This is a genomic window from Enterobacter sp. JBIWA003, from assembly GCF_019968825.1.
GTDB lineage: Bacteria > Pseudomonadota > Gammaproteobacteria > Enterobacterales > Enterobacteriaceae > Enterobacter > Enterobacter quasiroggenkampii.
Genome location: NZ_CP074170.1, coordinates 3,022,838 through 3,034,951, shown reverse-complemented (window position 1 = coordinate 3,034,951; position 12,114 = coordinate 3,022,838). Strand labels below are relative to the sequence as shown.

Here is a 12,114-nt window from a genome sequence, read left to right as displayed (position 1 = left end):
GCACCGCGCTAAAATTAATTCTGCGTATCAAGCGTGGAAAGTTCTTTATCAATAAAGTAAAGACCTTCACCGGATTTACCCACCAGCGATAATTTATCCAGCACGGATTTAAACAGCTTCTCTTCTTCATGCTGTTCGGCTACATACCACTGCAGGAAATTAAAGGTTGGATAATCCTGGCTGGTCATCGCGGCATGAACCAGTTCGTTAATTTTCTGCGTGATCAGCTGCTCGTGCTCGTAGGTGGCGCGGAACAGTTCATCGAGAGAATTATATTCAGCAAAAGGGGAAGCCACGGTTTCAATGCGCGGCAGGCTGCCGGTATCCGTCAGATAATCAAACAGACGCTGCATATGGGTCATCTCTTCCTGCGCGTGACGACGCAGAAACGCGGCCGCGCCTTCGAAACTGTGGTAGCTGCACCAGGCGCTCATCTGCTGGTAGAGCAGGGACGAAAACAGCTCAAGGTTCATTTGCGCGTTGAGCTTGTCGATCATTTCAGTTTTCAGCATGGTGACGCTCCGGGTTATTATTTCTGGTTCACAATGAGCGACACTATAATTTGTTATTTAATTATTTGCAAAACGTAAAAACTTTATTTTATTTATTAAAAATACGAATGGGAATAAAACGCATTGGCGATTTATTATTTATTAATGAGAATTGTTTTTGTTCGTAATGAAATAAACTGCCAGCACAGGCTGGCAGTCTGGATTAATACCACGGATTATTTGACTTAGGGTTAACGGCGTAACCCAGGCATTTATACTGGATAGTCACGCTCTCGTTCAGACACAACGAACCGCTAATGAGGGTGCAGGTTTTGATGGGCTGACCATAGGCCGAGGCAGTGGCATACCCCATATTTTGACAGGCTTTTACCGCCGTGCCGTTGTTCACATACTCATCGGAATACGCATTTTGCAGCGCTGCCTGGCCGTAATCGAGGCGGACGATGCCGTTTGGCGCGTCGAGGCTGCTGACTTCAGCCTGGCGGTTAATACTGCACCCCGCGAGCAGCAGGAGTGTGCCGGCTACAATGACTCTTTTCATGGTTCGCTCTGAGTGGATGGAAATACGTTATCGTACCCGCAGATGCCCGCCGCAATGGCTGGAATAGCCGGACAATCTGCCCTCACTCTTCGCAACGGGTCAGAGGTGAACGCCATCAGGCCACTGGCTGATTAAATTGTGATGTTTGTCATAAAAGTATTGATTTTTGTGATGGCGGTCATATTATAAGCAGGTTGACGATAAAGTTGTATAACAAGTTAATGGAGCATCATCGTGAAACTGCGCAAAATCCTGAAAAGTATGTGGGCCAATTACTGCCGCACCTTCAAAGACGTGCCGCCGGGCGCCATGTTCTGATAAAAAAACCTGCTTCGGCGGGTTTTTTTGTACCTGCAGCCGATGAAGGGAAGATGTCAGGGGGCGTGTTTTGGTACTATGGCGGCCTTTAAATAAGGAGAAAGCCCCCATGTCACAAAACCTGAGCGCCGATCAGGAACTGGTCTCTGACGTTGTCGCCTGCCAGCTGGTTATCAAACAAATTCTTGATGTTCTGGACGTGATTGCGCCGGTTGAAGTGCGCGAGAAGATGTCTACGCAGCTGAAAAACATCGACTTCGCCAGCCATCCTGCTGCCGCTGACCCGGTAACGCTGCGTGCGATCCAGAAAGCCATCGCGCTGATCGAGCTGCGATTCACGCCGCAGGGTGAATCTCACTAAAGCACGGAAATGGGCGACGGCATGTGTCGCCCTTTGATGTTGTCAGAAGAACGTCTGAACCAGCAGGTAGCTCGCCGCACAGGCGCAGCTCACCCCAATCAGCCCTGGCAAAATGAAGCTGTGGTTGATGATAAATTTCCCGATGCGGGTCGTGCCTGACCGGTCAAAGCCGATGCAGGCCAAATCGCTGGGATAGGTCGGCAGGACAAAATAACCGTATGATGCCGGGAAAAAGGCGATCAGCATTTTCGGATCGATGCCCAGCATCAGCCCCATCGGCGCAACCGCCGTCAGCGCCGCCGCCTGGCTGTTCACCAGTTTTGACACCAGAAACAGCACAATCGCATATGTCCACGGGTGGCTTTTCACCACGCCTTCCAGGGCCAGCTTTAACTCGTCCAGATGCGCCTGGAAAAAAGTATCGCTCATCCACGCCACGCCAAAGACCGAGAAGATCGCGACCATACCGGCCTTGAACACCGCGCCGTTAGAAATCGCGGAGGCATTGACCTTACAGACCATCAGCATCACGGCACCCGCAATTAACATCATCATCTGGATGACAAGGTTCATCGACAGGGCCGTCATTTTGCCTTTCAGTTCAAAGGCAGGGCGCAGCTCAGGGATGGCCCCCAGCAGAACGACCACGGCAATACCGGCAAAGAAAATCCACGTGGACCAGTATGCCTGTTTTGGGAAACGCTGATTCATTAACGTCTCCGTTCCGCCATAGATAAATTCACGTTGTTTAGGATCGTTCAGCTTTTCCTGGAACTCCGTGTCGTCGGCCAAATCTTTCCCACGGCGTAAACTCCACAGGGCCGCAATGGCCACCCCGAAAAGTGACGCGGGAACCGACACGGCGAGAATTTCCAGAATTCCCCACGCGTGGCCGATCCCATGCTGGGCCGCCAGGATGGAGACCAGCGACACGACGGCAACCGAAACGGGGGAGGCCGTGATCGCCATCTGCGATGCCACCGATGCCACGGCCATGGGGCGCTCCGGGCGGATCCCTTTTTTCAACGCAATATCCGCAATGATGGGGAACATGGTGTAGACCACATGGCCGGTGCCGCACAGAAAGGTCAGCATCCAGGTGGTAAACGGAGCGAGCAGGGTGATGTGCTGCGGGTGTTTGCGCAGCAGGCGTTCCGCAAACTGCATCATGACGTTGAGGCCCCCCGCCGTTTGCAGGGTAGCGGCACAACCAATCACCGCGAGAATGGTCAGCATGACGTCAACCGGGGGTTTACCCGGCTGCAGACCAAAGACGAAACATAAAATAAAAAGACCAATACCGCTGATTAACCCAAGCCCCATCCCGCCGAAACGCGTACCCGTCAGCAGGCAGAGGAGAATGACAACAAACTCAATGGTGATCATGATGCTCCCTCGTCAATGATTATGTAATTAAATAAATCATCACACGTTGTGTGGTTAATCATTGGGAGCCAGATCTGATTTGTTAAATTTCAGCAAAAGCAGAAGGTTGGAGAGGGGAAGGGGACCTGCTCCCCGGGACGGAAGCAGGCCAAAAACTCAATGGTGCTGCACCGCTACAATGTCGAGCAGGTGACGGTCGGTTTGCTCAGGACATAAACCTGCCTGCTGCGCATTATGGATCTCATCCGCCAGCGTCTTCAGCAGCAGGCCATCCTGCTGCTGCTCTTTGTCCATATCGCGTAAGAATCTGAGCGTCGTAATATCCTGCTGCGCTTTGGCTTCATCAGCCAGTTTGTTGAGGGTGCTGCAGCGTTGTTCATACTCTTCAAGCGTCTTCTGAAACAGTTCTTCCAGGCAAGAATAGCTCTCGTTGATCCCATCAAGGGCTTTAACGACAGGATTCGCCCCTGAGGCCTTCAGGAAGTTAAAGACCCGCATCATATGGGTGACGTTACTTTGCGCCTGAGAGCGAAAGAAGGTGGCAGACCCCGTGAGACTATTCTCAGCGCACCACGCACTTAAGTGCAGGTGCAGATTGGAGGCATAGAACTCAAGGTTCATCTGCGCGTTAAGTTTTTGCATCATCGTTTGGGTAGCCATACTCATATCCTTATTGACGGTGGGACGTGATGTCCGTTGCTTAACCTGAGCGTCAGGCAAATACGAAGAAAAAGAGCAGAAATACGTTTTCTGCAGTAAACGAAGTCGACCGAAATTCACTTCCTGTGTTCGATATAAATAAGCATACCCTTGTCTGCGGTCTAAGAAAACTCTTAAATAGGCTGTGTTTACCATACATTACAAACTTTAATATAGTACAGAAATACAATTAGCTCCCCATCAATTTTCCTCTCATTAATCCATTGATAATTAACGATTTTTACCGAGAAGATATACTGTTACTCTTTTGGGGATATTAAGCCGGAATAATGCTCCGTAAAAGAATGAATTACAGATTAATGATTTCGAATATATGATGCATTAATAAAATTGCGCCAAATCAAATTCTACGAAATAAATAACGCTCCGGACGTGCTGCGTTTTTGATGAAAAACATGCTGCAGCGTTCTGACGTCTGGGGTCCTCACGCCTGTTAAAAGGCATCAGGGATATCTTAGCTAATCTTATGGATAATCCTGCTTACCCTCGTTTCATTTGTCTGACAAATACTGCCTTTTTTATGTCATTTTTCGCTGAATTTATGTACGCAATTACTGTAATTCTGCGGTGTGATGGGGCTCTCTTATGGATGATTAATTTCCCGCTAAAACTATCACCAGCAATAACGCTTATGACGAGGTAAGCGCTAATGCCTTGTTTTAAGTCCGATTAAATAAGAAGCACGCAAATATTCCCTACAGAAAAGAAAGCTAAAGCTGGAGTTTACCATGCACAAATTTACTAAAGCGCTGGCGGCCATCGGTCTGGCTGCCGTTATGTCACAATCCGCTATTGCTGAGAATTTAAAACTCGGTTTTTTGGTAAAACAGCCTGAAGAGCCCTGGTTCCAGACGGAGTGGAAATTCGCCGATAAGGCCGGGAAAGACTTAGGTTTTGAAGTGATTAAAATCGCCGTGCCTGACGGTGAGAAAACCCTGAACGCCATCGACAGCCTGGCAGCCAGCGGCGCGAAAGGTTTTGTGATCTGCACGCCGGATCCCAAGCTGGGCTCGGCCATCGCGGCCAAGGCCCGGGGCTATGACATGAAGGTCATCGCCGTTGACGATCAGTTCGTTAACGCCAAAGGCAAACCGATGGACAGCGTCCCGCTGGTGATGATGGCGGCGACCAAAATCGGTGAGCGTCAGGGCCAGGAACTCTATAAAGAGATGCAAAAACGCGGCTGGGATGTCAAAGAGACCGCGGTGATGGCCATTACTGCGGATGAGCTGGACACGGCACGTCGTCGTACGACCGGGTCAATGGACGCGCTGAAAGCAGCCGGCTTCCCGGAAAAACAGATCTATAAAGTCCCAACCAAATCCAACGATATCCCGGGCGCATTCGACGCCGCGAACTCCATGCTGGTGCAGCATCCAGAAGTCAAACACTGGCTGGTGGTCGGCATGAACGACAACACCGTGCTGGGCGGGGTGCGCGCGACGGAAGGTCAGGGCTTCAAAGCGCCTGACGTGATCGGGATTGGCATCAACGGCGTTGACGCCGTCAGCGAGCTGTCCAAAGCGCAGGCCACCGGCTTCTACGGCTCACTGCTGCCAAGCCCGGACGTTCACGGCTACAAATCCAGCGAGATGCTCTACAACTGGGTCACCAAAGGGGCTGAACCGCCGAAATTTACCGAAGTGACCGACGTGGTGCTGATCACCCGCGACAACTTCAAAGAGGAGCTGGCGAAAAAAGGACTGGGCGGGAAGTAATACGCGGTGATTGTGCCCCTCATCCTTCGTGAGGGGCCTGACGTACACACTACAGGAATCACGGAGACGTTATGCGACAGTCTGATCCGTATCTCTCTTTTCGTGGCATCGGGAAAACCTTCCCCGGTGTTAACGCGCTGACCGATATCAGCTTCGACTGCTATGCCGGCCAGGTTCATGCCCTGATGGGGGAAAACGGTGCGGGAAAATCGACGCTGCTGAAAATCCTCAGCGGCAACTACTCGCCCACGACCGGCACGCTGGCGATCCGCGGCGAAGAGGTCGCTTTTGCCGATACCACGGCGGCGCTCAATGCCGGGGTAGCCATTATCTATCAGGAGCTGCACCTTATCCCTGAGATGACCGTGGCGGAAAATATCTATTTAGGACAGCTCCCGCACAAAGGCGGCGTGGTGAATCGTTCGCTACTTAATTATGAAGCGGGGCTGCAGCTTAAACACCTGGGTCTGGACGTCGATCCCCAGACGCCGCTGAAATATCTCTCCATCGGCCAGTGGCAGATGGTTGAAATTGCCAAGGCGCTGGCGCGTAACGCCAGAATTATTGCCTTCGATGAACCCACCAGTTCGCTCTCAAAGCGGGAAATCGAAAATCTGTTCCGCGTGATCCGCGAATTGCGTCAGGAAGGCCGGACGATTCTGTACGTTTCGCACCGCATGGAAGAGATATTTGCCCTGAGCGATGCCATCACCGTGTTTAAAGATGGACGCTATGTGCGCACCTTTACCGACATGGCGCAGGTGAACCATGACCAGCTGGTCCAGGCGATGGTCGGACGCGATCTGGGTGATATCTATCACTGGCAGCCGCGCCAGTACGGCCCGGAACGCCTGCGCCTGGATAGCGTAAAAGCGCCGGGCGTCAGAACGCCGATTTCGTTATCCGTACGCAGCGGTGAAATCGTCGGCCTGTTTGGTCTGGTGGGCGCGGGGCGTAGCGAGTTGATGAAAGGTCTGTTCGGCGGTACCCGTATTACCGATGGGCAGGTCTCCATTGACGGCGAGCGGATAGATATTCAGAAACCAGCCCACGCGATCAGGGCGGGGATGATGCTCTGTCCGGAAGACCGGAAAGCGGAGGGCATTATTCCGGTGCACTCGGTGCGCGACAACATCAATATTTCCGCCCGGCGTAAGTTTATTCGCGCCGGTTGCCTGATAAACGATAGCTGGGAATCGAGTAACGCCGACCACCATATTCGTTCACTGAATATCAAAACGCCGGGTCCGGAACAGCTGATCATGAATCTGTCAGGCGGAAACCAGCAAAAGGCTATTCTGGGCCGCTGGCTGTCAGAGGATATGAAGGTCATCTTACTGGATGAGCCGACGCGCGGTATCGACGTGGGGGCAAAACACGAGATTTATAACGTGATCTATGAGCTGGCAAAACGCGGCGTGGCGGTGCTTTTCGCCTCCAGCGATTTGCCTGAGGTGCTTGGCGTGGCCGACCGCATTGTGGTGATGCGTGAAGGCGAAATTGCCGGCGAATTACTTCATGAACAGGCGAATGAACAACAGGCGTTGAACCTCGCCATGCCTAAAGTTAGCCAGGCCGTCGCCTGAGTAAGGAGTTAATGATGTCCTCTGTTACTACATCCGGAGTGCCGAAGTCGAAGTCGGCGTTGAGCGTTGGGCGTATCTGGGATCAGTACGGCATGCTGGTGGTCTTTGCCGCACTGTTCGTCGCCTGCGCGATCTTTGTTCCCAATTTTGCCACCTTCATTAATATGAAGGGGCTGGGTCTCGCCATCTCCATGTCCGGGATGGTGGCCTGCGGGATGCTGTTCTGCCTGGCCTCCGGCGATTTTGACCTGTCGGTGGCGTCGGTGATTGCCTGCGCAGGCGTCACGACGGCCGTGGTGATCAACATGACGGAGAGCCTGTGGATTGGCGTCCTTGCTGGTCTGTTACTCGGCGTCATCAGCGGTCTGGTGAACGGTTTTGTCATTGCGCGCCTGAAGATTAACGCCCTGATCACGACGCTTGCGACAATGCAAATTGTCCGCGGGCTGGCCTATATCATCTCCGACGGTAAAGCGGTAGGGATTGAAGACGAACGCTTCTTCACGCTGGGGTACGCCAACTGGCTGGGTCTGCCTGCGCCTATCTGGCTGACGGTGGCCTGCCTGATCCTGTTCGGCTTCCTGCTTAACCGGACCACCTTTGGCCGTAATACGCTGGCGATTGGCGGTAATGAAGAGGCCGCCCGTCTGGCCGGGGTACCGGTGGTGCGCACCAAGATTATTATCTTTGTGCTTTCAGGACTGGTTTCTGCCGCGGCGGGGATTATTCTGGCGTCGCGTATGACCAGCGGCCAGCCAATGACCTCTATCGGTTATGAGCTGATCGTTATTTCAGCCTGCGTGTTAGGGGGCGTTTCCCTTAAGGGCGGCATCGGAAAAATCTCATATGTGGTGGCCGGTATCCTGATTTTAGGGACGGTAGAGAACGCCATGAACCTGTTGAATATTTCGCCGTTCTCGCAGTACGTGGTGCGTGGTCTGATCCTGCTGGCAGCGGTGATTTTCGACCGTTACAAGCAAAAAGCGAAGCGTACCGTGTAACCGTTTTGCACCTCTTTTATTGCTCAACTTATAACCATAGTTGACCCCTTCACCGCCCCGCCAGTTTTACTGGCGGGGCGGTTGTCAAATGGCGAGCGACGTCACACTGTCTATACTTACATGGCTATGAAAGAGGTAAAGGCGTTTGCCTCTCGTCAACCGTAAGGAGGAAAAGGGTGGCTGACTTGTTAACCGCACCGCCTGTACTGCCCGGACACTATGCTTTCTTTTTTGATCTCGACGGCACGCTCGCCGGGATAAAACCGCACCCCGATCAGGTGTCTATTCCGGAGGCGGTGTTACAGGATTTGCATCAGCTCTCGCTCATGAATGAGGGAGCACTGGCATTGATATCAGGGCGCTCAATGGCCGAGCTGGATCTGCTCGCCAGTCCATACCACTTTCCGCTGGCCGGTGTACACGGAGCGGAGCGCCGCGACATCCATGATCAAACGCATATCGTTTCACTCCCCGACGCACTCACGCAAACGCTCCAGAAGCAGCTCTCTGCTGCGCTGGCAGACCTGCCTGGCACCGAGCTGGAAGCCAAAGGCATGGCCTTTGCCCTGCATTATCGCCAGGCGCCGCAGCATGAAGCTGCCGTGCTTGCGCTTGCTCAGACGGTTGCGGATGAACATCCACAGCTGGCGCTGCAGCCGGGCAAATGCGTGGTGGAGGTAAAGCCGAAGGGGATTAATAAAGGCGCAGCCATCGCCGCATTTATGGCGGAGGCACCTTTTAAGGGCCGGACGCCTGTTTTCTTTGGGGATGACCTGACCGACGAGGCCGGGTTCCGTGTGGTTAATCAGGCCGGAGGGATCGCCGTTAAGGTAGGGCCTGGTGATACTGTCGCCGAATGGCGGCTGGCGGATGTCGCCAGCGTCTGGCAGTGGGTATCTGATATCGCTAACCAGCAACAACAACAAATAGCGCAAAACAAAGGGGGAAACCATTATGGGTCGCTTAGTCGTCGTCTCTAACCGAATCGCACCGCCTGATGATAAAAAAGCCAGTGCGGGTGGCCTGGCGGTAGGGGTGTTAGGTGCCTTGAAAGCCGCTGGCGGGCTGTGGTTTGGCTGGAGCGGAGAAATCAGTGAAGAAGAGAAACCGCTCAAAAAAGTGACGCGCGGGAACATCACGTGGGCCTCGTTTGCACTGAAAGAGAAAGACTACGACGAGTATTACTCGCAGTTCTCGAATGCCGTCCTGTGGCCGGCGTTTCACTATCGTCTTGACCTGGTCAAATTCCAGCGTGAATCCTTCGAAGGCTACGCGCGCGTGAATGCGCTGCTGGCGGATAAACTGCTGCCTTTAATAGAAGAAGACGATATTTTATGGATCCACGATTATCACCTGCTGCCGTTCGCCAGAGAGCTGCGAAAGAGGGGAGTGAATAACCGGATTGGCTTCTTCCTGCACATCCCGTTCCCGACGCCGGAAATTTTTACCGCGCTGCCGCCGCATGAAGAGCTGCTGGAGGCGCTGTGTGACTACGATTTGCTGGGCTTCCAGACGGAAAATGACCGACTGGCATTCCTTGACTCCGTGTCAGGGAAAGCGCGTCTGGTGACCAAAGGCGGGAAAACCCATACGGCGTGGGGAAAAACGTTCCACACCGAAGTGTATCCAATAGGGATTGAACCTGACGAAATCGCGGAGCAGGCCGCTGGCCCGCTGCCGCCAAAGCTGGCGCAGCTTAAGAATGAACTCAAGCACGTGAAAAATATCTTCTCAGTCGAGCGTCTTGATTATTCCAAAGGCCTGCCGGAGCGCTTCCTTGCATATGAAACGCTGCTGGATAAATATCCGGAGCATCACGGTAAAATCCGTTATACCCAGATTGCGCCGACGTCGCGCGGTGAGGTTCAGGCCTATCAGGACATTCGCCATCAGCTGGAGACAGAAGCAGGGCGGATTAATGGCCGCTACGGGCAGCTGGGCTGGACGCCGCTGTTTTATCTGAACCAGCACTTTGACCGTAAGATCCTGATGAAGGTCTTCCGCTACGCGGACGTCGGCCTGGTGACGCCGCTGCGCGATGGGATGAACCTGGTTGCGAAAGAATACGTGGCGGCGCAGGACCCCGCCGATCCGGGTGTGCTGGTGCTCTCCCAGTTTGCCGGGGCCGCAAATGAGCTCACGTCGGCGCTGATCGTGAACCCTTACGATCGCGATGACGTGGCTAACGCCCTGAACCGCGCGCTGACCATGCCGCTCTCGGAGCGTATTTCCCGCCATGCTGAAATGATGGAGACGATCCGGAAAAACGATATTAACCACTGGCAGGCGCGTTTTATTCAGGATCTCCGCGATATCGCCCCACAAAGCCATGAAGGCGATTTACAAAAAAAGATCGCAACCTTCCCTAAACTTGCCTGATATTTCCCTGGGGGGTTAACGCCCCCCAAGCGGTACTAACAGCACATCAACCTGGCTTGACGCGACAATAGATTTCGCCGCGCAGGCTGCGCGCGATAAAAAGCTGTGGTTATGATTCCCGCATATCACTAAATCAATATTCTGTTTACGACACATATCGAGAATATGGGCATTAAGTTCTCCTGTCGCAATAACGGTCTCAAAGACGGGATAATCTGCCTTTTCTACCAGCTCGCGCAGGAATTGCTGCGTTTCCTCCTGAAGTACCTCACGAATATCCTCCAGCATAGGGGCAGCCAGCTGATTATACATCTCCGGTTCGGCCGCAAGCGTGATGAGGCTGATGCGGGCATTGTGGGGTCTGGCAATGGACACCGCCCGGGCGACGAGTTGATGGCTTTCTGGGGAAACAGCAACAGAAACAAGTAGATGGGAGTAACTCATGGCGCACTCCTTGGGTGTCTGACTGACAGCGTTTGATCACCTTTACCGCGAATTTCCGGGTTCTGCAAGGGCTGATTACGACATTAGTGTGAAGCTTATCATAATTATTCATTAATTATTCTTATAAGAAGAATAACTGAAAAATGGGCCTAAATGAAAAAAATTAACAACTTAACGTAAATCACACAAATTTATGCCTTGACTGTTGAATCGTTTTTACGCGTTACAAAATCATTTCGAATGATCACGGACTGAAACATCTTTTTTAGGCTCCCTGCATAACTCTATGTTTTTTCACGGTAAGAAAAATGTTTCCCGAAGGGGGGTTTGATGTAAATGTTTCCGCGCCACGCTCCCCGATGGAAAAGCACATTGCATGCCAGTTCTGATCCCCCTTCTGCATGAGTATTCGTCAATTAAGAATACAAAACAGTGCCGATTGGTCAATAAGTGAACAAATTACAAGTCATACTGATGGATTTATGGGTCATATTCACTTAAATTGTGTGACGTGGATCACATTTTTTTTAAATTTGAGGATGGCTGGATTGTATGTGTCAAAACTGACGAGTAGAGTTTGCGTCGAATTAGGAAAAATCTTAGTTATTTGTAAGAAATGATAAAACATGTAAGAGACGCATTCGCGTTTCCTCTCTTACGCGTTTCGATGAATACAAACCTAAATTCAACTATGCATTTAGCCTTTTCTTTTTTATACCGGGTGATTTCCCGGCGACATCACGGGGTGCGGTCTTTCCGCATAAAAATAATAGTTGGTTATTCGGGATGGGAACAATGCATACATCCGAGTTGCTAAAACATATCTATGACATCAATTTGTCGTATTTACTGCTCGCGCAGCGTTTGATTAGTCAGGACAAGGCGTCCGCGATGTTTCGTCTGGGTATTAACGAAGAAATGGCAACCATGCTGGGCGGCTTAACCCTCCCGCAGATGGTTAAACTGGCTGAAACGAATCAACTGGTTTGCCAGTTCCGTTTCGATGATTCACAGACAATAACGCGTCTGACGCAGGAGTCCCGTGTAGACGATCTTCAACAGATCCATACCGGTATTCTTCTTTCCACTCGCTTGCTTAACGAAATCAGCCAGCCTGATGACGTAGCCCGTAAGAAAAGGGCCTAGCA

At 52.1% G+C, this 12,114-nt stretch carries 13 protein-coding genes; 8 read left to right on the top strand and 5 right to left on the bottom strand.

Features of this window, described 5'->3' with window-relative positions; all coding sequences use genetic code 11:
* Positions 1-14 precede the first annotated feature (14 nt).
* Both ftnA and yecR read right to left on the bottom strand, forming a co-directional pair.
* A complete protein-coding gene (gene ftnA / locus KGP25_RS14620; RefSeq protein WP_014884366.1) occupies positions 15-512 on the bottom strand; it encodes a non-heme ferritin in 498 nt (165 codons plus the stop codon).
* A gap of 202 nt (positions 513-714) precedes the next feature.
* Positions 715-1,053, bottom strand: a complete 339-nt coding sequence (gene yecR / locus KGP25_RS14615; RefSeq protein WP_045908178.1) for a YecR family lipoprotein — start codon at positions 1,051-1,053, stop codon at positions 715-717.
* A 234-nt stretch (positions 1,054-1,287) separates the two neighbouring features.
* Here yecR and azuC point away from each other — a divergent pair, with 234 nt between their 5' ends.
* Entirely contained in the window at positions 1,288-1,371 is an 84-nt protein-coding gene (gene azuC / locus KGP25_RS14610; RefSeq protein ID WP_014884364.1) for a stress response protein AzuC, read from the top strand.
* Positions 1,372-1,480: 109 nt separating this feature from the next.
* The gene (locus KGP25_RS14605) at positions 1,481-1,732 is read left to right on the top strand and encodes a DUF2766 family protein (RefSeq protein ID WP_008500405.1); all 252 of its coding nucleotides are present in this window, start codon (positions 1,481-1,483) and stop codon (positions 1,730-1,732) included.
* Between the two features lie 42 nt (positions 1,733-1,774).
* Here KGP25_RS14605 and KGP25_RS14600 read toward each other — a convergent pair whose 3' ends face one another.
* Positions 1,775-3,118, bottom strand: a complete 1,344-nt coding sequence (locus KGP25_RS14600; RefSeq protein WP_223539186.1) for an anaerobic C4-dicarboxylate transporter — start codon at positions 3,116-3,118, stop codon at positions 1,775-1,777.
* Between the two features lie 156 nt (positions 3,119-3,274).
* Positions 3,275-3,778, bottom strand: coding sequence for a non-heme ferritin-like protein (locus tag KGP25_RS14595; protein WP_045908180.1), 504 nt, complete (start codon positions 3,776-3,778; stop codon positions 3,275-3,277).
* A 788-nt stretch (positions 3,779-4,566) separates the two neighbouring features.
* On the opposite strand from KGP25_RS14595, the gene araF reads away from it, so the two are divergent.
* The 5 genes from araF (at position 4,567) to otsA (ending at position 10,522) form a co-directional block, all read left to right on the top strand.
* A complete protein-coding gene (araF, locus tag KGP25_RS14590; RefSeq protein WP_008500409.1) occupies positions 4,567-5,556 on the top strand; it encodes an arabinose ABC transporter substrate-binding protein AraF in 990 nt (329 codons plus the stop codon).
* A 71-nt stretch (positions 5,557-5,627) separates the two neighbouring features.
* On the top strand, positions 5,628-7,142 hold the full coding sequence (araG, locus tag KGP25_RS14585; protein WP_045908182.1) for an L-arabinose ABC transporter ATP-binding protein AraG: 1,515 nt from the start codon (positions 5,628-5,630) through the stop codon (positions 7,140-7,142).
* Between the two features lie 11 nt (positions 7,143-7,153).
* Complete coding sequence (araH, locus tag KGP25_RS14580; protein ID WP_175430159.1) at positions 7,154-8,143, top strand: L-arabinose ABC transporter permease AraH; 990 nt, start codon at positions 7,154-7,156, stop codon at positions 8,141-8,143.
* Positions 8,144-8,319: 176 nt separating this feature from the next.
* Entirely contained in the window at positions 8,320-9,123 is an 804-nt protein-coding gene (otsB, locus tag KGP25_RS14575; RefSeq protein ID WP_126533662.1) for a trehalose-phosphatase, read from the top strand.
* Complete coding sequence (gene otsA / locus KGP25_RS14570) at positions 9,098-10,522, top strand: alpha,alpha-trehalose-phosphate synthase (RefSeq protein ID WP_223539185.1); 1,425 nt, start codon at positions 9,098-9,100, stop codon at positions 10,520-10,522. Before otsB ends, otsA begins: the two co-directional genes overlap by 26 nt.
* A 15-nt stretch (positions 10,523-10,537) precedes the next feature.
* Here otsA and uspC read toward each other — a convergent pair whose 3' ends face one another.
* Complete coding sequence (gene uspC, locus KGP25_RS14565) at positions 10,538-10,966, bottom strand: universal stress protein UspC (protein WP_045908186.1); 429 nt, start codon at positions 10,964-10,966, stop codon at positions 10,538-10,540.
* A 795-nt stretch (positions 10,967-11,761) separates the two neighbouring features.
* Between uspC and flhD the strand changes: the two genes are divergently transcribed.
* Positions 11,762-12,112 (top strand): flagellar transcriptional regulator FlhD, encoded by a 351-nt coding sequence (flhD, locus tag KGP25_RS14560; protein ID WP_008500415.1) that lies wholly within the window; start codon positions 11,762-11,764, stop codon positions 12,110-12,112.
* Positions 12,113-12,114 lie beyond the last annotated feature (2 nt).